The following is a 22,801-nucleotide window of genomic DNA, read 5'->3' as shown; positions in this document are numbered from 1 at the left end:
CGCTTCGGCAAGAAGATGTCGGAGCTCATCTCGATGCTCCGCAAGCACTGACGGTGGCGCGACTGGTCCGGGTGCGACCTTACGAGGACCCCGGGTATCGCCGCCTCCGCGCCGGCCGCGGGTTCCGGTACGTCGATCACACCGGCGGTTCTGCCCCCGTCGATGACGCCGAGCGCGCGCACGCCCTGGTCATCCCGCCGGCGTGGCGGGAGGTATGGATCTCGCGCGAACCGCGCGGACACATCCAGGCGGTGGGTGTGGATGAGGCGGGACGCAAGCAGTACCTCTATCACGCGGAGTGGTCCAAGCGCCGCGACAAGGGCAAATACGCCCGCGCACTCGCGCTGGCCGAGGCGCTTCCGCGCGCGCGGCGACGGGTCACCCAGTCGCTGCGCAGGGAAGAGCTGGACCGCGAGCGCGTCCTGGCGGTCGCGTTCCGGCTCCTCGATCAGGTCGCCCCCCGCGTGGGATCGGCGCGATATTTCGCGAGCAATGGCAGCCGCGGCCTGACCACGCTGCAGCGCCGCGATGCGGTGGTCGACGGCATTCACGTGACGCTGTCGTTCCCCGCCAAGAGCGGGAAGCGGGCGCTTCTCGAACTCGACGATGAGGATCTCGCCGCGGCCATCTCGGAGCTTGCCGCCGGTCGGCCGCGCGCACCCCTGCTGGCCTATCGGCGCGGACGCCGCCATGTGCCCCTGACACCCGGCGACGTCAACGCCTACGTCCGCGCCCTCACCGGCGGGTCATTCACGGCGAAGGACTTCCGGACGCTGCGCGGAACCATTCTCGCCGCCGACGCGCTCGCCCGCATCGGCACCGTCGACACCAAGACCGACCTCAAGCGCGCCGAACTGCTGGCCGTGCGCGCCACGGCCGAGAAGCTCGGGAACACGCCCTCGGTGGCTCGCAGCAGCTACATCGATCCGCGCGTGTTCACGCTGTATCGTCGCGGGCAGCTCATGGACCTGGACGGGTCGCGGGACGCGGCCATCCGCCGCCTCGTCCTCGGCCAGTGACGCCGGCGGTCTCGGGTGTCGGTGTGTTCTCGTGGGCCCACCTCGCTCTCGTCGTCCTCGGCGGGGCGCTCGGAACGGCGGCGCGGGCCGGCCTCGTGCTCGCCGCGGGGGAGCGCCTCGGCCCCGCGCTCGTGCCGATCGTGAACGTGCTCGGGGCTTTGTCCCTCGGGGTCGTCGTCGGCCTTCTCTCCCGCGGCGGCCCGTCACCGCGTCGCCGCGCGGCGCACCAGTTCTTCGGCACCGGCCTCCTCGGCGGCTTCACGACGTACAGCGCGCTCGCCGTCGAGTCGGCCGATCCCTCGCAGGTCGCGTGGGGCATCGGCACGGTGGTGGCCGGCACCGCGGCGGCGTGGGCCGGCCTCGTCCTCGCGCGGCGACGAGGTGCGGCGGCATGACCCCGCTCCTGTTCGCCGGGGTCGCCGTGGCGGGAGGGGTCGGTGCGGGCCTGCGTTACCTGGTCGATCTCGTCTTTCAGCGGGCGGTGGGGTCGCGCGCGCCCTGGGGCATCCTCGTCGTCAACCTGACCGGCGCCTTCGCGATGGGCGTGCTGTCGGCCGGCGCCGCGGATGCGACGGGGTCGTGGGTGCTCGGCACAGGCCTGCTCGGCGGCTACACCACCTTCAGTGCGGTAGCCCTCTCGACGGTGTCGATGGCGGAGCAACGGCGTCCCCGCGCCGCCGTCGGGTACGCCGTGGGAACCTTCGCGGGATCCGTGGCCTGTGCGCTCCTCGGGGCGGGGTCGGTGGCGCTCCTCGTCTGAGGAAACACAGGGTCGGGCATGGGATACTGAGGCCCCGATACACGTGGGTATCGGGTCCCCGACGATCCGCCCGAAGGGCCCCTGTGTCGAATCTCGCCGTCCTGAGCCTGAAGAACCGGGCGCTCATCGCGCTCATCACGATCGTGGCGGCGGTGTTCGGCGGACTCGCGCTGGTGAACCTGAAGCAGGAGCTCATCCCCTCGATCGAGTTCCCCCAGCTCGCGGTCGTCACGACCTACCCCGGCGCCTCGCCCGAAGTCGTCGAGAACGACGTCTCGACCCCGATCGAGACGGCCATCCAGGGTGTACCCGGGCTCGAGGCCACCAGCGCCACCAGCACCACGAACGCCTCGATCATCTCCGCGTCGTTCACGTACGGCACCGACCTCGCGACCGCCGAGCAGAAGATCACCCAGGCGATCAATCGCGTCAGCAGCCAACTGCCGGAGTCGGTCGAGCCGAACGTGATCTCCGCGAGCATCGATGACTTCCCGGTCATCCAGATCGCCGTCACCGGCTTCGATGATGCGGAAAATGCGCAAGCCACGCTGGAATCGACGGTGATCCCCGACCTCGAAGACGTCGACGGGGTCAACGCAGCGCAGATCGTGGGCGGGCTCGGCCAGCGTGTCACGATCACCCCCGATCCCGCGCGGCTCGCGGACCGGGGGTTCTCGCAGGAGGCCATCACCGACGCCCTCGACCAGAACGGGGTGCTCTTCCCCGGCGGTGACATCACGGAGGGTGGGGAGAGTCTCACCGTCCAGACCGGCGCCAAGCTCACCTCCGTCGAGGACGTGGCCGCGCTCCCGCTCGTCCCCTCCGATGCCGCCCAGTTCCGGGAAGGTCTCACCACGATCGGCGACGTCGCCACCGTGGTCGAGGACTCCGACCCGGTCTCCAGCATCTCGCGCGTCGACGGTGAGCCCGCGCTGACCATCGCCGTGACGAAGCTCCCCGCCGCCAACACGGTGGACGTCTCCCGCGGCGTCCTGGCGGCCCTTCCCGATCTCGAAGCATCGCTGGAGGGCGCGTCCTTCACGGTCGTCTTCGACCAGGCTCCGTACATCCAGCAGTCCATCGAGGCCCTCGCGCAGGAGGGCCTGCTCGGTCTCGCCTTCGCCGTACTGGTGATCCTGCTGTTCCTGCTGTCGGTGCGCTCGACGCTCGTGACGGCCATCTCGATCCCCACGAGCGTCCTGATCACGTTCGTCGGCATCCAGGCGTTCGGTTACTCGCTGAACATCCTCACCCTGGGCGCCCTCACGATCGCGATCGGCCGCGTCGTGGACGACTCGATCGTCGTCATCGAGAACATCAAGCGCCACTACGTGGGCGATGCCGACAAGCTCGGGTCGATTCTCCGCGCGGTCCGCGAGGTGGCCGCGGCGATCACGGCGTCCACCATCACGACGGTCGCGGTGTTCCTCCCCATCGCCTTCGTCGGCGACGTCACCGGTGAGCTGTTCCGCCCCTTCGCGCTCACTGTGACGATCGCCATGGCGGCGTCGCTGTTCGTCGCGCTGACCATCGTGCCGGTGCTGGCCTACTGGTTCCTCCGGCCGGGGAAGCAACTGCACGACGCCGAGGGCAACCCGGTCGACCCCGAGGCGCCGGAAGCTCCGCCCAGCCGCCTGCAGAAGGCGTACCTGCCGGTGCTGAACTGGACCCTGCGGCACTCGTGGGCCACGCTCGGGCTGGCGGTGCTGGTTCTGGCAGGCACCGCGGCGGCGGCGCCCTTCATGAAGACGAACTTCCTCGGTGACTCCGGTCAGAACACCTTCACCGTCACGCAGGAGATCGGCCCCGCGGCGAGCCTGGAAGCCGAGGATGCCGCCGCCCAGCGTGTCGAGGAGGCCCTGGCCGAGGTCGACGGCATCGAGACGGTGCAGGTGTCGATCGGCTCCAGCGGCTCGGCGCTGCGCGATGCGTTCTCCGGCGGCGGGAGCGGCGTGACGTACTCGGTCACCACCGACCCCGATGCCGACCAGATCGTCGTCCGTGAGAGCGTGCAGGAGGCCGTCGCCGACCTCGAGGACGTCGGTACCGTGACCGTGGCCGCCGCGGGTGGCGGGTTGGGCTCGTCCGACATCGCGATCGACGTCGCGGCCCCCGACGGCGCGACCCTGCAGGAGGCCGCCGACGCCCTCGTCGCCGAACTCGAGGGCCGCGACGGCATCGGTCAGGTCACGAGCAACCTTGCCGCGTCGCTGCCGTACATCGCCGTGACGGTCGACCGGGATGCGGCGGCAGAGCGGGGCCTGTCGGAGGTGGCGGTCGGCGGCCTGGTGTCGAGCACCATGCAGCCGCGCCAGATCGGCACGGTGGAGATCGACGGGACGTCGCTGACGGTGTACCTCGCCGCATCCCAGCCGCCGGCGACCCTCGACGAGCTGCGCGCCCTCGAGGTGCCCTCTGCCGCGGGCCCGGTGCGGCTGGACGCCATCGCCACCGTCGAGGAGAGCGAAGGACCCACCTCGATCACGACCGAGCGCGGTCTGCGCACGGCGACGGTGACGGTGACCCCGTCCACCGACGACCTGACGGCGGCGTCGGCCTCGGTCACCGCTGCGCTGGAGGACGCCGAGCTCCCGAGCGGGGCCGACGCCGAGATCGGCGGGGTCCTCGCCGATCAGACGGACGCGTTCACGCAGCTCGGCCTCGCGATGCTGGCCGCGATCCTCATCGTCTACATCGTGATGGTCGCGACGTTCAAGTCGCTGCGCCAGCCGCTGCTCCTGCTCGTTTCGGTGCCGTTCGCTGCCACCGGCGCGATCCTGCTGCAGATCGCCACCGGTGTGCCGCTGGGCGTCGCGTCGCTGATCGGCGTACTGATGCTGATCGGCATCGTCGTGACGAACGCGATCGTCCTCGTCGATCTGGTCAATCAGTACCGGGTCAGCGGGCTGAGCGCCCACGACGCCACCGTCGCCGGCGGATCACGGCGACTGCGTCCGATCCTGATGACCGCCTTGGCGACGATCTTCGCGCTGACCCCGATGGCGCTGGGCATCACCGGGCACGGCGGGTTTATTTCTCAGCCACTCGCGATCGTGGTGATCGGCGGACTGATATCGTCGACCGTCCTGACGCTGCTCGTGCTCCCGACGCTGTATAACCTGGTCGAGGGCTGGCGGGAGAGGCGCCCCGAGCGGCTGGTTGCCGATACCGAGCGCCGGGCAGACCGGGCGCGGCGGCGGCGCGAACGCCGGGAGTCGTCGCGAACTGGCGCGAACGCACCCGCCGACGAGGAGCCAGGTGCGAGCGCGCCGGCTGCGTCGGATTCGGCGACACGGCGTGCGCTGCGACGCGATCGGCCGGCGCAGCCGGAACGCTGAGAGCGGGTTTGGAGCGCACGGCGATGCTGTGCGTGAACATCCCCGACCAGGCGAACATCGCGCTGAAGGCGAGGACCTCGAACAGTGCGAGGTTGATGCTGCCGCCGACGAACTGCCACGCCGACGCGAACAGGAACGCGAAGGTGACCGCCGTCGTCAGGTGAAGGCGTCGCGGCATCCGGTGAAGAAGCAGCGGGGACGTCAGCAGGAGAGCGGCGAAGCCGAGCACCATGGCCGCGGCGACATGATCGTGCACGGTCTGGTTGACGTTGAGGGGTACGCAGCCGACGAGGGCGAGATTCACGCCGATCGTGGTGAGGAAGGTCTGGGCGGCCAAGCCCGACCCGCGGCGACCGGCCAGCCGGCCGAGGCGGGCGAGGTCGCGCCCCACGCGGCTGGCGAAGATGGCGACCAGCGAGCCGGCGGCGACGAGTGTGCCGTTGAAGAGAACCCCGGAGGTGTCGTGGAAGGTGCCGAGCCTGCTGAAGTGCAGGTGCCACCAGAGCGGATCGGTGGTCGTCAGGACGGACAGAAGGATGCCGCCGACGAGCACGACCAGGACCCCCAACGCGAGTTGCATCGTAGTGGCCCGCGCCAGGACGGCACGGGGCGACACGATGAACACCGTTCGGGTGACCGGTATGACGACACTCATTCTCGGGTCTCTCCACCCAGCACGGACAGGGCGTCCACGTACCGTCGAGCTCCCTTGGCCCCCGCCGCTCGTCGGCTTGCGAACGCCGGATGGCCCACATCAACTCCCCCAGCGTGACGGCATGCCGTCTCGGTCATGGTATCCCGCCGAAGGCATGCACAGGGAGGCCAGATGGGCGTCAGGACGACCAATTTGGCTCAGGGGCGTGAGAGTTCTCTCACAAGTGGGCGTTCCTGCGCGGTCGGAAGCGTTTTTACGACGTCCGGGTGATCCCCCACTCGACGGACCATGCCTCACCGGCATGCAGCCAGCGCACGCCGGTGCCGGAGTTCAAGGCATCCGCAGGCGCCGTCAGGGGCTCCACCGCGAGGGCGACGGGGTGGTCGGGGAAGCGGTCGGTCGTGAAGACCTGGGTCCACTCGAACCCCTCGCCCTGCCACAGCGTGAGTGATGTGCCATCCGGGGCGGTGAGGGTGGTGCGCGCCCGACCGCCGGAGTCGCGATCGAGGTCGCGATAAGCGGTGTCGAGATCGAGGTCGCCGACGCGGCGGCCCTCCCTCAGGTCGGTCGCCGCATCCACGGGCGCCTCGCCCACAGGGAGCTTCCGATCGTCGGTCAGCACGCGCGTGGCGCCGGAGGAGCGCAGCACGAGATCGGCGGTGTTCGCGGTGCCGATCTGAAGGAAAGGGTGTGCGCCGACGGCGACCGGGGCGTCATCGGCGCCGGCGTTGCGCACATCATGGTGGACGGTGATCCCGTCGTCGGTGAGGGTGTACGTGACGCGCGTCTGCAGAGTGAAGGGGTAGCCGGTCTGCGGAAAGATGTCGGCACAGAGGGTGACGCGATCTGTCGCCTCCTCTTCCGCCCGGTAGGGGGCGAAGCGGAGCAGGCCGTGGCTGGCATTGCCGAGCGCAGGTTCGCTGATCGCGAGCTGACGGGTCACGCCGCGCTGCGTCCACCGGCCGTCGCGGACGCGGTTCGGCCACGGCACCAGCACGATCCCCGACGCGGCCGGCGTGGGGATGTCGTCGCGATACCGCGGCACGAGGTCCACGCCGCCCACGGTGAGGGCGCGCAGGGCGGCGCCGACCTGGGCGACCTCGGCCGTCGCCGTGTCCGTCGTGAGGCGGAACCGTCGCCCCGTCGGATCTGCGGGGAGCCACGTCATACGCCCAGGGTATGGCCCGCGGCGTACACGCCGTGGGCGGCGCGTCGGGCACCTTCCCAGGTGGGTGCGCTAGCGTTGATGAGTCGGCTTTGGACACCGCGCTGTGCGCGGATGGGTTTGTGAGTCCAAGGGGCCGATGGGAGGAGCGAATCCGCTCCGACGATCATCAGAGTTAATGGCCCCGGCCGACGGATGTCCGGGTTTGTGCCGTGCCGCGTGCACGGCGCGTGCTGTTTGCGCGAATACAACCCAGGAAGATCCCCATGCCGAAAAGCAAGAACCCGGCCGGCGGCCGCCCCGCCAAGAATTTCGAGCCCCGTTACGGCGACAAGCCGTCGTACCAGGACCGCAAGCGCCGCCCCGACGACGCGCGCCCCGCGGCGTCCAAGCCCGGGACCAAGAGCCCCAACCACCGCGGCCATCGCCCCGCCGAGGCGGGCGCGGCAGAGCCGAAGCGCCGCTGGACCGCGCAGGAGCGCGCCGGGCGCGACGAGGCACGCGGCATCCGCTCGGGCGAGCGTCCGGCCCGTTCGTTCGACGACCGCCCGCGTCGCTCCTTCGACGACCGCCCGGCACGTTCGTACGACGACCGCCCCGCTCGGTCTTTCGACCGCCCCGCGCGTTCGTTCGATGACCGCCCGGCCCGCGATGACCGTCCCGCACGGCCGTACAACGACCGTCCCGCGCGCACCAACGACCGTCCCACTCGGGATGACCGTCCGGAGCGCACGTCCAGCGACCGCCCGGCGCGCGATGACCGTCCCGCACGGCCCTACAACGACCGTCCGGCGCGTTCCTTCGACGACCGCCCCCGCCGGGATGACCGTCCCGCTCGTTCGTTCGGCGACCGTCCGGCCCGTGATGACCGTCCTGCGCGGTCGTTCGGCGACCGTCCGGCACGCGATGACCGTCCGGCGCGTTCCTTCAACGACCGCCCGGCGCGTTCGTTCGATGACCGCCCGCGTCGCGATGACCGTCCGGCGCGGGATGACCGTTTGGCGCGTTCCTTCAACGATCGTCCGGCGCGGGATGACCGTCCGGCGCGTTCCTTCAACGACCGTCCGGCACGCGATGACCGTCCGGCGCGGACGTTCAACGACCGTCCGGCACGCGATGACCGTCCCGCGCGGACGTTCAACGACCGCCCGGCGCGTTCGTTCGATGACCGCCCGCGTCGCGATGACCGCCCGGCCCGCTCCTTCGACGATCGCCCGCGCCGCGACGCCGGACCGAACCGCTCGGATTGGAAGTCGGAGACCGCGTCGAAGGCGCACGAGCAGCACGTCGACGTCGTGCACGAGAAGCTGCAGGCCGAGGCCGTCCAGACGCAGGAGAGCTCGGATGTGACGTTCACGAGCCTCGGACTGGGCGACAACATCGTCCGCACGCTCGCCGACCTCGGTGCGGCCACGCCGTTCCCGATCCAGGCAGCTACAGTCGCCCCGATCCTCGAGGGCCGTGACGTGCTCGCACGTGGGCGCACGGGCTCGGGCAAGACGATCGCCTTCGGTGCGCCCCTGGTCGAGAGCCTTCTTCGCTCGCAGGCCGGTCAGAAGCGTGCCTTCGCTCGCCTGCCGCAGGCGCTCATCCTCGCTCCGACGCGCGAGCTCGCCCTGCAGATCGACCGCACCATCCAGCCCATCGCTCGCAGCGTCGGCCTGTTCACGACGCAGATCTACGGCGGCGTGCCCCAGGCGCGCCAGGTGGGTGCGCTCCGCAAGGGTGTCGACATCATCATCGGAACCCCCGGGCGTATCGAAGACCTCATCCGCCAGGGCAAGCTCGACCTCTCCGAGGTGCGCATCGTCGTGCTCGACGAGGCCGACCACATGAGCGAGCTCGGATTCCTCGAGCCGATTCAGCGCATCCTCCGCCTGGTGCAGGACGGTGCACAGAAGCTGATGTTCTCGGCGACGCTCGACCGTGAGGTCGCAGCCCTCGTGGACGAGTTCCTCGTGGATCCCGCGGTGTACGAGGTCGCCGGCGAGACGCAGGAGTCGAGCACCATCGACCACCGCATCCTCGTCATCGACCACCGCGACAAGGCCGAGATCCTCACCTCGCTCGTCGACCGCGACGGCAAGACCCTGGTCTTCGCCCGCACGCGCGCCTACGCCGAGATGCTCGCCGAGCAGTTCGACGACGCCGGCATCTCAGCCGTCGCGCTGCATGGCGATCTCAACCAGGCCAAGCGCACGCGCAACCTCGAGCGGCTCACCTCGGGCCGCGTCAACGTCCTGGTGGCGACGGATGTCGCGGCCCGCGGCATCCACGTCGACGACATCGACCTCGTGATCCAGGCCGACGCCCCGGACGAGTACAAGACGTACCTGCACCGCTCGGGCCGCACCGGTCGCGCGGGGCGCGCGGGTACCGTCGTGACGCTCATCCCGCGCCAGCGCCGCCGGCGCATGACCGAGATGCTGCAGCGTGCGGAGATTCAGGCGCCCTTCGACGACGTGCGCGTCGGCGACGACCTCCTCGAGGACATCCGTCTCGGCATCACGGCCGAGGTGGCCGAGCCTGCCGTGCCGGCACCGCGCCAGGTGTCCGAGCCCGCGGCGACGGAGTTCGCCGAGGAGCCCGAGGCTGCCGCTGAGGAGCCCGAGGTGACCGAGGTCTCCGCTGAGGAGCCCGAGTTCGCCGCTGAGGAGCCCGAGCTGACCGAGGTCTCCGCTGAGGAGCCCGAGCTCTCCGCTGAGGCGACCGAGGTCTCCGCTGAGGAGTCCGAGCTCTCCGCTGAGGCGCCCGAGTCTCCCGCGGCCGCGCCTGAGGAGCCCGAGGCCGCCGCTGAGCGGACCGAGCTCCTCGACGAGGAGCCCGCCGTGCCCGCGCGGACCGGCGACGCCCCCGCCTGATCGGAGCAGCCACTCCGCGAGACCGCATCCGGCCGACGAGACGGCGACATTATGTCGCTGCTTCGTCGGCAGGGTGCGGTTTCGCGGTTTCCGGGGCCCGGCGTCAGAACAGGGTCGGCTCGCTCGCCGGGGCCACGCGCGGCCGTGTCGTCCTGATGGGTCCGAGTCCGCGGAGTGAACCCGGATCGGACGCACCGGGGGTGCGGTCGGCGAGGCCGGGCGTGGCACGCGCGCGCGGATGCTCGTCCTCATCCCGCCCATTCAGGCCGTGCACCCGCAGGAGCGGGCGCACGCGCTTGGCGAGCCACGTGCGATACGGCTTGGGCGCCTGCGCGGCGGCTCCGGGGTAGAGACCGCGATAGGACGAGACCAGCTCGGGGTGCTCGCGCTCGAGCCAGGTGAAGAACCAGGGCTTCACGCCCGGGCGCAGGTGCAGGGCTCCGTAGATGACGCGCGCCGCTCCCGCCTCGCGGATGCGGCGGAGTGCGTCGTCGAGCGCGGCGACGGAGTCGGTGAGGTGGGGCATGACCGGCATGAGGAACACCGTGACGCGGAAGCCCGCCTCGGTGGCAGCCCGGACGGTGTCCAGGCGTGCCTGTGCGGTCGGCGTCCCCGGCTCGATCGACTTCTGCAGCGCATCGTCGAAGACCGCGATCGACATCGCCAGCGACACGCGCACGGAGGCCGCCGCCTCCGTCAGCAGCGGCAGATCGCGCCGCAGCAACGAGCCCTTGGTGAGGATCGAGAACGGCGTGCCCGACTCGGTGAGGGCGGAGGCGATCTGGGGCATGAGCCGGTACCGGCCCTCGGCGCGCTGATACGGGTCGGTGTTGGTCCCCAGCATCACCGGCTCGCGCGACCAGGATCCGCGGCGAAGCTCGGTGCGCAGCACATCGGCGACGTTCACCTTCACGACGATCTGCGAGTCGAAGTCGCTGCCGGCATCGAGGTCGAGGTACTCGTGCGTGCCACGAGCAAAGCAGTACGTGCACGCATGGCTGCATCCCCGGTACGGGTTGACCGTCCAGTCGAAGGGCATGGCGGATGCTCCGGGCACCCGGTTGAGCGCGGTCTTGCAGAGCACCTCGTGGAACGTCATGCCGGTGAACTCGGGCGTGGTCACGGAGCGCACAAGGCCGTCCATCCGCTCCATGCCGGGAAGGGCAGCGGGGTCATCCACGCCCAACTGCTGCCCTTGCCATCTCATGCCTTAATGGGAACAGATATACGAACCTGTGTCAAGACGTACCGGTCCCAGGTCGAACACGTCAGCGGCCTGATGGCACGCGCGCCGCCGCGGGGGACAATGGAGCGGTGACGGAACCCGAACCGCACGCTTTCACGCGGCGCGCACTGCGCGAGGCGGCGCAGCGCGCTGCCGCGGGCGCGCCCACTCCGATCGCTCGCCACGCGCGCCGTCGGCGCCTCGGACCGCGGATGGCCGTTGCCGCAGCCGGAGCCGTGATCCTCGTCGCCGGGGCGACGGCCGCGACGGTGGCGACGGGGGCCACGGTGGCGACGACGGCCCCGCCGGCCATGTCGTCCCCGATCAGCCACTCTTCTCCCGCCGCCCGTGCCACGCCCGCCCCCGTCCCGAGCGAGAGCGTGAGCGTGAACGTGAACGCCCGCATCCTCGCCCTTCCGCCCGAGGGCCTGCCCGTCCCCGAGCAGGCGGCCGAGGTCACCGCTGCCGGAACGCTCTGCGAGCAGCCCGCGCTCCTCGGGGCGCTCGCGGCCGGGGACGATGCCGCGACGATCGCCGCCACCGGCGGTCCAGAGCCGTTCCGCGCGGCGGTCGCGGCGGGCACGGCTCCCTGCATCCGCCTGGACGATCCCGCACGCGTGTGGGTGGTGGTCAACAAGCAGCGGCCGTACGCGCCGATCGATGCCGTTCCCGCGCCCCTGGTGCAGCCGGAGGGGGTCCGGGGCCTCGTGGGAAGCGACCTGCGGCGGGATGCGGCGGCTGCGCTGACGGCGCTCGTGCGCGCGGCCGCGGATGCCGGAGCCGGTGAGGTCGCGCTGGAGAGCGCGTACCGCTCGTTCACGACGCAGGAGTCCACCTACGCCGGGCATGTCGCCGACCGCGGCGTCGAGGGCGCCGACCTCGTGAGCGCTCGCCCCGGGTTCAGCGAGCACCAGTCGGGTCTCACCGTGGACGTGCTCCCGTGCGCCGAGGTCTGCGGAACGATCGACGACCTCGCCGCGACGCCGCAGGGCGCCTGGCTCGCGGAGCACGCATGGGAGTACGGCTGGATCGTCCGCTATACCGAGGGGCGCACCGACGTGACCGGCTACGCGCCGGAGCCGTGGCACCTGCGCTACATCGGAACCGACTTGGCGCGCGCCTACCACGACGGCGGATGGACGACGCTGGAGGAGTTCTTCGGACTGCCCGCCGCACCGGGCTACGCGCAGTAACTCCGCGACTGCACGACGTGGTGCCCAGTGCACGGCGTATCGGCGTGCACAGGTCGTGCGTTCGGCAGGATGCCGTGCACTCGACGGAGGGCGCACCTGGCGCCAACCTCCAACGCGGCACGCGGTGTCACGAGAGGTGGGATGCGGTTCCGGACAGCGAACGCGCGAGCGACCGCGTGCTGACCTAGACTCGCTCGCGCTGCCTGGTCGATCGGCCATGGCCCGCAGCATCCACTCGGAGCGGAGAGGAGTCGGCATGGACCGCGACATCTACGACGAAGACCACGAGGCGTTCCGCGAGGTCGTTCGCGAATTCATCAAGCGCTACGTCAGCAACCAGGCGCGCGAGCGCTGGGACGCGGAGGGCGAGATCGACCGAGCCACGATGCTCGCGGCGGGGCAGTCCGGCCTCATCGGACTGTCGGTGCCGGAGGAGTTCGGCGGCGCCGGGATGCTGCAGGACTACCGGTTCCGCACGATCGTCATGGAGGAGATCCTCAAGGCGGGCGCCGGCTCGCTCGCCGGTGCCTTCGGCATCCAGGACGACCTCGCCGTGCCGTATCTCGCGCACTTCGGCACGCCGCAGCAGCAGCAGAAGTGGCTCCCGGGAATGGCGACCGGCGAAGTGATCGGCGCGCTCGCCATGACCGAGCCCGGCACCGGCAGCGACCTCCGCGGGGTGACCACGACCGCGAAGAAGGTCGACGGCGGATACCTCGTCAACGGCGCCAAGACGTTCATCTCCAGCGGCAAGACCGCCGACCTCGTCGTCACCTTCGTCAAGACGGGGGAGGGCAACCGGCCGGATGCGTTCAGCCTGCTGCTGATCGAGAATGGCATGGCGGGCTTCGAGCACGGCAAGAAGCTGCACAAGATGGGCTTCCAGGGCCACGACACCGCGGAGCTGTCCTTCACGGACGTGTTCGTCCCGGAGGAGAACCTCATCGGCGGGCAGGAAGGGCACGGCTTCATCCAGCTGATGCGCAACCTGCCGCTCGAGCGCCTCTCGATCGGTGTCGCCGCCGCGGCCGCATCCGAAGCGGGCCTCGTCTGGACGCTGGAATACGTGAAGAGCCGGGAGGCGTTCGGCACGCCGGTCATCGACTTCCAGAACACGCGGTTCCGGCTCGCGGATGTCGCGACCACCGTCGACGTGCAGTGGGCGTATGTCGACCGGGCCATCGCGCTCTACGGCGAGGGCAAGCTCACGCCCGAGGAAGCGGCGAAGGTCAAGTTCTGGACGACCGAGCGTGAGGGCGAGGTGCTCGACACGTGCGTGCAGCTGCACGGCGGCTACGGGTACATCACCGAGTACCCGATCGCCCGCGCCTACCTCGACGCCCGGGTGCACCGCATCTACGGCGGCACGAACGAGATCATGCGCGAGATCGTCGGCCGCCAGCTCGCCGGCCGCCGCTGAGCTCCTCGTCCCCCCGTCGACTCGCCAACAAACGCGCGGAATCGCCGAGATTCGCGACGTTTGTTGGCGAGTCGACCGGTGGTTAGCGGGAGAGGTTGCCGGCCGAGCAGGTCTCCTGGGCCGCCGTGGACCCCGTGATGCTCGGGGGGAGCTCGACCGCCTCGTCCCCGGGGTCCGCCGGCGGAGCGGGCGTCGTGACCGTGGGGTCGGGCGTCGTGACCGTGGGGTCGGGCGCGGGGGTTTCGGCCGGTTCCTGGGGTGCCACCTCGACGACGCCGTCGTTGGCGCCGACCTCGCCCGTGAGCGCGATCGGCCGGTTGTCGGCGAGCGCCTGCCACAGCGGCTCCGCGGCGGCGTAGTTCGGTACGACGCGGTTCGGGTCGCCGGGCGCGGCGTTCGTCGGGTACTGCACGAACACGATCTCCTCGAACGGCACGTCGCGCACGGCCAGGGCGATCTGCACGAGCGTGAGCGGATTTGTCAGGCTCGTCGAGGGATCGACGCTGCGCAGGGCGCTCGAGGCCAGCCGGTACATCGTGGCGGGGTCGGTGAGCACCTCCTCGCTCACGAGCTTCCGGGCCAGCCGCGACATGTACTGCTGCTGGTTGCTGATGCGGGCGAGGTCGCTGCCCCCGACGCCGTAGCGGGTGCGCAGGAACTGCAGCGCCTCCATCCCCTGGATGGTGCGCGGACCGGCCGGCCAATCGATGCCGGTGTTGCGGTCGCGCATCCCCCGGGCGAGGCACACCTCGACCCCGCCGACCGCGTCGGTGATCTCGATGACGCCGCCGAAGGTCACCGTCGCGGCGAACTGGATGTCCTGGTCGCTGATGTCGGACACGGTATCGACCACGCAGTTGAGCCCGCCGATGTCGAACAGCTCGTTGATCTGCACGGATCCGCCGGGCCACGTCGATCCGTCCACCCGCGTGCACCCCGGCGACGGCAGGACGAGGTCGCGCGGGAAGGAGACCACCGTCACCCGCCGTGGGTCGTCGGAGATGTGCAGCAGGATGTTGACGTCGTTGAGGGTGCTGGATGCATCCGGCCCGGTGCAGCGGGCCCCGAAGAGGTGGGCGTACTCGGGCTCGCACGCGTCGATGCCGGTGAGGAGCAGGTTCACCCCGCCCTCGATCTCGCCGATGTCGGGGGGCGGCGCGGGCTGGTCCTGGAGTTCGACCGCGTCCTCGGTGAAGCTGGCGGCCAGGTCGTAGGTCGCGTACCCGATCGTGCCCGCTGTCGCCACCAGCACCACCGCGACCGCCACGGCGACGAGGGTGAGGAGCTGACCGGCGATGCTGGGGGAACGCAGCCGGGCGTGCCGGGCCACTGTTCTGCGTCGCCGCACCATGGCTCCCCTTTCGACGCCGGTCGAGGCATCGGCCCGATTCTAGGCAACGGCCTCGGCCGATCCGGGGATATCGGGTCGGTTCAGCCCGCCTGCCAGGGCCGGAAGTACCAGAACACGGCGGCCGAGAGCATCCACGCCGCCGCGACGAAGACGACATCGCGCGCACGGAACGGCACGACGTGGCGCTCGGTGCGATCGGGGTACGCGCCGAAGGCGCGGGCATCCATCGCGAGCGCGACCCGCTCCGCGTGACGGATCGCGCCGGCCAGGAGCGGTATGAGGTACCCCGCCCACCGCGCGAGAGCGGCGAACGGGCCTCGGCCGCGGCGTCGTCCGCGCACCCTGTGCGCCTGGCGGATGACGTCGAGCTCCGAGCCGAAGCGCGGCACGAAACGGAATGCCGCGAGTGCGGTGTACCCGATCCGGTAGGGCACGTGCAGCTGCTGCACGAGCGAACGGACGAGGTCCGGCCCGGCGGTCGTCATCCCGGCGATGAGGGCGAGGGCGATGATCGCGCCCAGGCGCAGCGCCGTGGCGAAGCCGACGTCGAGGGCGCCGGCGTAGAGGGTCCATGGGCCCAGCTGCGAGAGGGTGACCGACCGGTCGACGCGGTCGACGTCGGCCCAGAGGGAGAAACCGGCCCCGACCGCGGCGATGGCCGCCGGGAACGCGAGGAAGACGGCTGCCGCTCTTCGGGCCGACCACCGCGCGCCGACGAGCAGCACCCCGCAGGCGAGCACCAGGAAGGTCAGGGGCGTCCCCAGATCGCGCACGAAGACGAGGAGCACCATCGCCGGCGCTGGCCCGGCGAGCTTGGCGAGCGGGTTGAGAGCGGGGAGGAACCGCAGGCCCCGGCCCGCCGCGGCCGTGGCGAAGGGGTCGGCGACCGAGCTCACGCGCGCCCCCCGGGAAGGTCGCTCAGACGCGTCGCACCGCTGAGCTCGGGATGCTGCGTCAGATCCGCCAGCGCCACGCGCAGGGGTGGCGGGCGCAGGCCTGCGCGGCGGAGCAGCGCGTCGTCGGCGAACACCGCGGACGTGGCCGCGGATGCCAGCATCCGCCCGCCGGAGAGCACGACCGCGCGGTCGGCATGGTCGGTGACGAGCTGCATGTCGTGGCTGACGACGACGATGGTCGTGCCGCCGCCGCGGAGATCTTCCAGCAGCGCCATCAGTTCGTCCGCGCGCGCCCGATCCTGCCCGAATGTCGGCTCGTCGAGCACCAGGGTGCGCGCTCCGGCCACCACCGCGGTGCCCACCGACAGGCGCCGCTTCTGCCCGCCCGACAAGAGGAACGGGTGCGTGCGCGCGTGGCGGGTCAGTGCGAAGCGGCGCAGGAGGTCGTGCGTCCGCTCGCGCACGATCTCGTCGGGGAGGCGCTGCATCCGCAGCCCGTGCGCGATCTCGTCGAAGACGGTGGGCGCGATGAACTGGTGCTCGGGGTTCTGGAAGACGAAGCCGACGTGGGCTGCGAGGGTGCGGGCATCGGTGCGGGCGACGTCGAGCCCGTTCAGGTGCACCGTCCCCCGCGGCGGGCGGAGGACGCCCGCGATCGCCTGCACGAGGCTGGTCTTCCCGGCGCCGTTCTCCCCGACGACGGCGACGAACTCGCCGGCGGCGACATCCAGGTCGATGCCCTCGAGCACGGTCGTGCGGGAGCGCCCGCGGCCCCGGATGAGCGTGAGCCCGCGCACCCGGACGACCGGCTCCTCGCCACCTGCCGGTCGCACCCTCGCGGAAGCGGCCGGATCCGTCGCGTCCCGCCCATCCGGAGCGGTGTCCTCCCGCACCCGGCCGGCCCGCCCGAGCGGGCCCGGTGGGGCGGATGCGGCGGGCGCGGGCGTCCGCTCGAGTGCGGTGCGCAGCTCGGCAGGGGTCAGTGGCAGGGGGTCGAGGCGGTACCCCGCGCGGCGGAGGCGGAGCGCCGCCAGGGTGGACGTCGGCAGCCAGACCCCGCTCGCGTGGAGCTCCTCGGCGCGCTCGCGGAACACCGCATCCACCGGTCCGTCGATGACGAGCCGGCCGTCGGCATCGAGCACGACGACGCGGTCCACCAGCCCCACGGCGGAGTCGAGGTTGTGCTCGATCAGGACGATCGCGCGATCGCCGGCGGCGACGACGTCCGCCAGTGTCGCGTAGACCTCCTCGATGCCGCGGGGGTCGAGGTTGGCGGTGGGTTCGTCGAGCACGAGGAGGGGCGAGCCCATCGCCAGCGCCGCGGCGAGGGCGAGGCGCTGGCGCCCGCCGCCGGAGAGGTGGTCGGGGTTGTCGGCGTGCCGGCCCTCCAGCCCCACGCGCCGCAGGGCGTCCGCGGCCCGCGCCCGCACGTCATCGACCGGAAGCCGCAGATTCTCCGGACCGAAGGCCACCTCGTCGAGGACGGTTCCGGTCACCAACTGCGCGTCGGGGTCTTGGAAGACCATGCCCACGCGCGTGCTCAGAACCGGCACCGGTGTGGTCGCCGCATCCATCCCCGACACCTCGACGGTGCCGCTGACGTGCGCGGGCACGGCGGAGGGGATGAGGCCGTTCAAGGAGAGCGCGATGGTGGACTTCCCCGACCCGCTGGGGCCGAGGATCAGCACGACCTCGCCGGGAGCGACGTCGAAGCTCACGTCTGCCGGGGTGGCCGTATCGGTCCCGTCGTGGGTCACGGCCAGGTTCCGCACGCGCGCCAGCGGCGGGCCGACAGGGGGCGCAGCGCGGCCGGAGGCATCGCGCTCGGAAGGGTTCACGGCGTCCAGTCGGAAGGCTCGAGGAGGAACTTAGCCTATCCTTACCCGCCGGACGCCGACGAGGACGGCGCAGTGACGGCTCAGCGCCGCACGGCGGGGCGCGCGACGCCCGCTCGCCGGAGCCCCGCACCCACGCCGAGACCGACCGCCGTCCAGGCGACCGGCCCGAGGATGAACAGCGCGACGAAGACCACCTGCGCCCATGGTGCGAACCGGGCCAGGTCGAACGCGAACCACAGCGGGACGGCCAGCACGATGCCGGTGACCGCTGCCGACAGGAAGAACCGCCACGGTTCCCAGTGCCGGTAGCGGGTCAGGGCCGCCACCCCCTCCTGCACGCCGCCGAACACGACCGCTGCCACGAGGTAGCCCGCCACCATCGCCGGCGCGATGGCCGACGCCACGATCGCGGCGATCGCGTGAGTGAGCAGCGCCACCCAGGGCTGTCGCAGCAACTCCTGTGCGATGACGCCGGGGAGCGCATGAAACCCCAGCACCAGGCCGTAGACGGCGACGGCGCCGACGGCAGCGACCGCGTGCAGCACGGCCCACCCGGCCGAGAGGAGGCCCGTCCCCACCCCGATCGCGGCGCAGATGAGGAGGATCCGCGTGGGAACCCGGGATGCCGCGGTCACCGGTTCAGCGTACTCCCGGCCTCCTCGGCACCGGCCGCCGGCGAGGGCGCGGTCGGTGGGTGCGGGCACGGCCCTGAACATCCGCCCGAAACCGACCGTTGGCTGGGATTGTGCTGTGAGCTATGTTTAACGCACGTGCGCCGTCGTCGCGCGGACCGCTCACATCATCCCCCCTCTTGGAGCGCATATGCCCGTTGCAGGCACCCACCGTCGACCCCTGCGTGCGGTCGCCGTCCTGGCACTCGCCGCGCTGTTCACCAGCACCACCGCCACCGCCAGCTTCGGCGCGATCGAGTCGGGCGAGTTGACCAGTCCCGTCCCGATCGATGCTCCCAGCGGGCAGTACATCGTGCTGCTGGATGAGGCGCCGGCCGCGACCTACGACGGCGGCCAGTCCGACCTGCGCGCCACGCAGCCCGAGGAGGGGGCGAAGCTCGACGCCCACTCGCCGGAGGTGCGTGAATACACGGAGTTCCTCGACACCCGGCAGCAGGAGGTCGCCGCCGAGGTCGATGCCGACCGCGACTACTCCTACACGCTCACCGCCAACGGCTTCAGCGCGCGGCTGAGCGCGGAGCAGGCGGCGAAGCTGGCGGCCACGGAGGGTGTCGCCGCCGTCGTGCCGGACGAGATCCGCCACCCCGACGCGGTGCCGTCGACGCAGTTCCTGGGACTCGAGGGCGCCGGCGGCGTGTGGGAGGCCGTGGGCGGTGCGGACGCCGCGGGCGAGGGAACCGTGGTCGGCGTGATCGACACCGGCATCGCGCCGGAGAACCCGTCGTTCGCGGGCGACCCCCTGGGCACCGCGCCGGGTGCGGAGCCGTACCTCGACGGCAACGAGGTGGTCTTCGCCAAGTCCGACGGCACGACGTTCCGGAGCGAGCGCGTCACCGGCCAGCAGTGGGACGCAGACGACTATTCCACCAAGCTCATCGGTGCGAAGTACTTCAGCTCGGGCGCCGAGAAAGCCGGGTTCGATTTCTCCTCCGACTTCCGCTCACCCCGAGACAACGACGGGCACGGGTCGCACACCGCGGGCACCGCAGCGGGAAACCACGCCGTGGCCGCCGGCGTCGAGGGAATCGACTTCGGTGACATCTCCGGTGTGGCGCCGGGCGCCAAGATCGCCGCGTACAAGGCCTGCTACGCCGGGCCCGATCCCCTCGACAACACCGACGACATCTGCGCGCTGAGCGACCTGCTCGCCGCGATCAACGCCGCCGCGAGCGACGGGGTCGACGTCATCAACTACTCGATCGGCGGCGGATCGGCCACGACGACACTCGCTCCCGATGACCGCTCGTTCTTCAACGCCGCCGCAGCGGGCATCTTCGTCTCCGTCAGCGCCGGCAACGCCGGCCCGGGCGCCGCCACGGCCGACCACGCGTCGCCCTGGTACACGACGGTCGCCGCGTCGACGGTCCCCACCTACGAGGGAACCGTGCAACTGCCTGACGGGTTCGAGGCCGCCGGCGCGTCGGTGTCGGTGCCGTTCGGCGAGGAGGTCACCGGTCCCGTCGTCTACGCCGGCGACATCGTCGCGGCCGGAGCCGACCCGGCCCAGGCGGCGCTCTGCTATCTCGGGGCGCTCGACCCCGCAGAGGCCGAGGGGAAGATCGTGGTGTGCGATCGCGGGGAGAACGCCCGCGTGGAGAAGTCGCAGGCCGTCGAAGAGGCGGGTGGGATCGGCATGATCCTCGTGAACGTCACACCCGGGTCGCTGGACAACGACTTCCACTCCGTGCCGACCGTGCACCTGGCGCACACCCACCGTGCCGCGCTGCTGGACTACGTGCGGAACACCCCGGATGCCACCGCCACGCTGATCGGGGAGAACGTCACGGGCGTGGAGACTCCCACCCCCGTGATCGCCGGGTTCTCCAGCCGCGGACCGATGCTCGCCGACGGCAGCGACATCCTCAAACCCGACATCACCGCGCCGGGGGTGGCGATCCTGGCTCCGACCCACAATGCCGACGACGAGGACGCCACGTTCGGCTTCAAGTCGGGGACGTCGATGTCGGCACCGCACATCGCGGGACTGGCCGCGCTGTATCTCGGGGAGCGTCCCCAGGCCGCGCCGGCCGAGATCAAGTCGGCGATGATGACCACCGCGTACGACACCGTGAACGACGACGGGTCGACCAACTCCGATCCGTTCGCGCAGGGCGCCGGTCACGTCGATCCCACGCGGTTCTTCGATCCGGGCCTGCTCTACCTGAACGGTCCGAGCGATTGGGCGGCGTACCTGCAGGGCAAGGGCTTGAGCTTCCCGCAGTATGCGGTCGAGCCGATCGACGGCAGCGATCTGAACCTCGCCTCCATTTCGATCGGATCGCTCTCGGCGCCCCAGACGGTGACGCGCTCGGTGACGTCCACGCAGGCGGGAACCTTCACCGCATCCATCGACGTGCCGGGTATCGACGCGGTCGTGGAGCCGGCGAGCCTCACGTTCGGCGCGGCCGGCGAGACGCAGTCGTACACGGTGACGTTCACGCGCGACGGCGCCCCCACCGAGGAATGGACGACCGGGCGTCTCACGTGGACGAACGGCGACACCACGGTGCGCTCGCCGGTCGCGATCCAGCCGGTCACGGCGGATGCTCCGGCCGAGGTGTCGGGCACCGGCATCACCGGCAGCACCGACGTGACCATCACGCCGGGGATCACGGGCGACCTGCCGGTGAACCTCACCGGGCTCGCGCCGATGGCCCTCCTGGCCGACCCCGACAACCCCGTCGAGGGCCACTCGGGCGACGAGAAGTCCGGTGCCGATACGAAGGGATACGTCAGGTGGATCGTGGAGGTGCCGGAGGGCACTGAACTCTCGCGGTTCACGCTGGACTCCTCCGACGACGAGACCAGCGACCTCGACCTTGCCGTCTCCCGTGTCGTCAGCCCCGACGACCTCCGCTACTACGAGATGTGGCAGTCGGGCACCGGCGCTGCCGACGAGGAGGTGACCCTGCAAAACCCCACGGCGGGCACCTACCTCGTCGAGATGAACGTGTTCGCCTACGCCGATCCCTTCACGTGGGATCTGTGGTTCGGCAACGTTCCAGCCGAAGGCGGAGAAGGAGCGCTGACGGCGACTCCCAACCCGATCCCCGCCGAGGAGGGCGTGGCCACGACGTACACGCTGTCGTGGGCCGGCCTGCAGCCCGAGACCCGCTACCTCGGGGTCGCGCAGTACGGCGACTCCGAGGTGCGCACGGTGCTCACGGTCGAGTCGGGCCAGGCGCCGCCGTCCGCCACCGAGGCGCCGACGATCTCGGGCGACCCGCGGCCCGGAAGGACGCTCACCGCGAGCCCGGGCACGTGGGAGCCGGCCGACGTCACGGTGGCCTACCAGTGGCTGCGCGACGGGCAGCCCATCGAGGGCGCGACCGGGAACACGTATCGGGTCACCAGGGCCGACGTGGGCACGACGCTGTCGGTGCGGGTGACGGCCACCGCCGAGGGCAACCCCACGCCGGGGGTGGCCGACAGCGCCGGAGTGTTCGTGAAGTTCACGTCGCACACGTCGGTGACACTCAACCGCTACATCGGCACCTCGTCGCAGGATTACGCGGTCACCGTGTCCGTCTCCCCGTCGGGAGGAGCCCCCGCCACCGGTGACGTCCGGGTGTGGGTGAACGGCCGGTCCTACACCGGCACGCTCGCCGAGGGCACCGCGACCATCCCGCTGCCGCGGCAGTCCCGAGGCGTCAAGGTCGTGATCGCGCAGTATGACGGGAGCGACACCGTCGCCTCGTCCACGGGCCTGAGCGGGTTCGTCGTGTATCGCTGACGCGCTGGATCGGCCTCGAGGGCGTCCGGGCTCCGGCTCGGGCGCCCTCGAGCGCTCTCGGCTCACTCACCGGATGCTGCCACTGCGCAATCGAGGACAGGCGCGCCGGCGGTGGGCACCGTCCCCCTGCGTCAGCCCGAGCTTTCGGACGGGGCGGCGGCGTCTTCGCCGTCCTCTTCGACCGGCCAATCGATGATCAGGCCGGCGACTTCGTTCTCGCGCAGGTAGTGGGCGACGAACGGGCACACCGGGCTGACGGTCTCGCCCCGCCGGGCCATGTCGGCCAGGGCCTCGCCGACGAGCTGCGAGCCGAGCCCCTTGCCCTTGAACGCCGAGTCCACGTTCGTGTGGGGAAGAGACACCGGGCCGTCCTCGCTCGGCTCGAGGTCCAGCGTTCCGCCCAGCTGGTCGCCCACATGGATCTCGTAGCGGGACTTCTCCTCGTTGCGGGTGACGATGATCGCGTCGGTCATCCGATTTCCTTCCGATTACTCCCCCCAACGTACGGGCGCGGCATCCTGTTCCGCCATGGCACCCGCGGCCACAGGGGTGGTGTCGCCGCTGGGCGCACGGATGGCGCCGCTCATCGCACGACGGCGGTGATCCTCTCCGCGTCCCCGCGCCTCGGTCCATAACCTCGACGCGTCCGCAACGA

General features: G+C 71.1%; 16 protein-coding genes. 9 read left to right on the top strand and 7 right to left on the bottom strand.

Features of this window, described 5'->3' with window-relative positions; translation table 11 throughout:
* Positions 1-53 precede the first annotated feature (53 nt).
* The 5 genes from AC2DFQ_RS11305 to AC2DFQ_RS11285 all read left to right on the top strand — a co-directional run bounded on the left by AC2DFQ_RS11305 (position 54) and on the right by AC2DFQ_RS11285 (position 5,889).
* Positions 54-1,019, top strand: coding sequence for a DNA topoisomerase IB (locus AC2DFQ_RS11305; protein ID WP_484533960.1), 966 nt, complete (start codon positions 54-56; stop codon positions 1,017-1,019).
* A 23-nt stretch (positions 1,020-1,042) separates the two neighbouring features.
* A complete protein-coding gene (locus AC2DFQ_RS11300) occupies positions 1,043-1,414 on the top strand; it encodes a fluoride efflux transporter FluC (RefSeq protein ID WP_484533959.1) in 372 nt (123 codons plus the stop codon).
* On the top strand, positions 1,411-1,779 hold the full coding sequence (locus AC2DFQ_RS11295) for a fluoride efflux transporter FluC (RefSeq protein ID WP_484510073.1): 369 nt from the start codon (positions 1,411-1,413) through the stop codon (positions 1,777-1,779). Before AC2DFQ_RS11300 ends, AC2DFQ_RS11295 begins: the two co-directional genes overlap by 4 nt.
* A gap of 83 nt (positions 1,780-1,862) precedes the next feature.
* The gene (locus tag AC2DFQ_RS11290) at positions 1,863-5,117 is read left to right on the top strand and encodes an efflux RND transporter permease subunit (protein ID WP_484533958.1); all 3,255 of its coding nucleotides are present in this window, start codon (positions 1,863-1,865) and stop codon (positions 5,115-5,117) included.
* Positions 5,118-5,145: 28 nt separating this feature from the next.
* Positions 5,146-5,889, top strand: coding sequence for a hypothetical protein (locus AC2DFQ_RS11285; protein WP_484533957.1), 744 nt, complete (start codon positions 5,146-5,148; stop codon positions 5,887-5,889).
* A gap of 136 nt (positions 5,890-6,025) precedes the next feature.
* Here AC2DFQ_RS11285 and AC2DFQ_RS11280 read toward each other — a convergent pair whose 3' ends face one another.
* A complete protein-coding gene (locus tag AC2DFQ_RS11280) occupies positions 6,026-6,940 on the bottom strand; it encodes an aldose 1-epimerase family protein (protein WP_484510076.1) in 915 nt (304 codons plus the stop codon).
* Between the two features lie 263 nt (positions 6,941-7,203).
* Here AC2DFQ_RS11280 and AC2DFQ_RS11275 point away from each other — a divergent pair, with 263 nt between their 5' ends.
* Positions 7,204-9,798 (top strand): DEAD/DEAH box helicase, encoded by a 2,595-nt coding sequence (locus AC2DFQ_RS11275; protein ID WP_484533956.1) that lies wholly within the window; start codon positions 7,204-7,206, stop codon positions 9,796-9,798.
* 103 nt (positions 9,799-9,901) lie between these two features.
* Here AC2DFQ_RS11275 and AC2DFQ_RS11270 read toward each other — a convergent pair whose 3' ends face one another.
* Positions 9,902-11,005 (bottom strand): Rv2578c family radical SAM protein, encoded by a 1,104-nt coding sequence (locus AC2DFQ_RS11270; protein ID WP_484533955.1) that lies wholly within the window; start codon positions 11,003-11,005, stop codon positions 9,902-9,904.
* A gap of 107 nt (positions 11,006-11,112) precedes the next feature.
* Here AC2DFQ_RS11270 and AC2DFQ_RS11265 point away from each other — a divergent pair, with 107 nt between their 5' ends.
* Together AC2DFQ_RS11265 and AC2DFQ_RS11260 are read left to right on the top strand one after the other, a co-directional pair.
* Positions 11,113-12,216: a M15 family metallopeptidase gene (locus AC2DFQ_RS11265; RefSeq protein ID WP_484533954.1), complete on the top strand. Its 1,104-nt coding sequence runs from the start codon at positions 11,113-11,115 to the stop codon at positions 12,214-12,216.
* Positions 12,217-12,472: 256 nt separating this feature from the next.
* The gene (locus AC2DFQ_RS11260; RefSeq protein WP_484533953.1) at positions 12,473-13,636 is read left to right on the top strand and encodes an acyl-CoA dehydrogenase family protein; all 1,164 of its coding nucleotides are present in this window, start codon (positions 12,473-12,475) and stop codon (positions 13,634-13,636) included.
* A gap of 82 nt (positions 13,637-13,718) precedes the next feature.
* Here the strand turns inward: AC2DFQ_RS11260 and AC2DFQ_RS11255 are convergent, their stop codons facing one another.
* The 4 genes from AC2DFQ_RS11255 to AC2DFQ_RS11240 form a co-directional block, all read right to left on the bottom strand.
* On the bottom strand, positions 13,719-14,987 hold the full coding sequence (locus AC2DFQ_RS11255) for an LCP family protein (protein WP_484533952.1): 1,269 nt from the start codon (positions 14,985-14,987) through the stop codon (positions 13,719-13,721).
* An 80-nt stretch (positions 14,988-15,067) separates the two neighbouring features.
* Positions 15,068-15,883: an energy-coupling factor transporter transmembrane component T gene (locus AC2DFQ_RS11250; RefSeq protein WP_484533951.1), complete on the bottom strand. Its 816-nt coding sequence runs from the start codon at positions 15,881-15,883 to the stop codon at positions 15,068-15,070.
* Positions 15,880-17,721, bottom strand: a complete 1,842-nt coding sequence (locus AC2DFQ_RS11245; protein ID WP_484533950.1) for an ABC transporter ATP-binding protein — start codon at positions 17,719-17,721, stop codon at positions 15,880-15,882. The genes AC2DFQ_RS11250 and AC2DFQ_RS11245 overlap by 4 nt, the downstream gene beginning before the upstream one ends.
* Before the next feature lie 80 nt (positions 17,722-17,801).
* Positions 17,802-18,356 (bottom strand): ECF transporter S component, encoded by a 555-nt coding sequence (locus tag AC2DFQ_RS11240; RefSeq protein WP_484510084.1) that lies wholly within the window; start codon positions 18,354-18,356, stop codon positions 17,802-17,804.
* A 187-nt stretch (positions 18,357-18,543) separates the two neighbouring features.
* Between AC2DFQ_RS11240 and AC2DFQ_RS11235 the strand changes: the two genes are divergently transcribed.
* Positions 18,544-22,146 carry a S8 family serine peptidase gene (locus tag AC2DFQ_RS11235; protein WP_484533949.1) on the top strand — a complete coding sequence of 1,201 codons (3,603 nt, stop codon included), beginning with the start codon at positions 18,544-18,546 and terminating at the stop codon, positions 22,144-22,146.
* A gap of 131 nt (positions 22,147-22,277) precedes the next feature.
* Here AC2DFQ_RS11235 and AC2DFQ_RS11230 read toward each other — a convergent pair whose 3' ends face one another.
* Positions 22,278-22,619, bottom strand: coding sequence for a GNAT family N-acetyltransferase (locus tag AC2DFQ_RS11230; protein WP_484510086.1), 342 nt, complete (start codon positions 22,617-22,619; stop codon positions 22,278-22,280).
* Between the last annotated feature and the right edge of the window lie 182 nt (positions 22,620-22,801).

This window comes from Microbacterium sp. Z11_20, from assembly GCF_057197605.1.
The sequence above is the reverse complement of the archived record's forward strand: the minus strand, read 5'-3'. Positions and strand labels throughout refer to the sequence as shown.

Bases quoted from the DNA above. Each gene is read 5' to 3' on its own strand.
- AC2DFQ_RS11270 (WP_484533955.1), bottom strand. From the start codon at position 11,005: ATGAGATGGCAAGGGCAGCAGTTGGGCGTGGATGACCCCGCTGCCCTT.
- AC2DFQ_RS11280 (WP_484510076.1), bottom strand. From the start codon at position 6,940: ATGACGTGGCTCCCCGCAGATCCGACGGGGCGACGGTTCCGCCTCACG.
- AC2DFQ_RS11235 (WP_484533949.1), top strand. From the start codon at position 18,544: ATGCCCGTTGCAGGCACCCACCGTCGACCCCTGCGTGCGGTCGCCGTC.
- AC2DFQ_RS11295 (WP_484510073.1), top strand. From the start codon at position 1,411: ATGACCCCGCTCCTGTTCGCCGGGGTCGCCGTGGCGGGAGGGGTCGGT.
- AC2DFQ_RS11275 (WP_484533956.1), top strand. From the start codon at position 7,204: ATGCCGAAAAGCAAGAACCCGGCCGGCGGCCGCCCCGCCAAGAATTTC.
- AC2DFQ_RS11260 (WP_484533953.1), top strand. From the start codon at position 12,473: ATGGACCGCGACATCTACGACGAAGACCACGAGGCGTTCCGCGAGGTC.
- AC2DFQ_RS11255 (WP_484533952.1), bottom strand. From the start codon at position 14,987: ATGGTGCGGCGACGCAGAACAGTGGCCCGGCACGCCCGGCTGCGTTCC.
- AC2DFQ_RS11230 (WP_484510086.1), bottom strand. From the start codon at position 22,619: ATGACCGACGCGATCATCGTCACCCGCAACGAGGAGAAGTCCCGCTAC.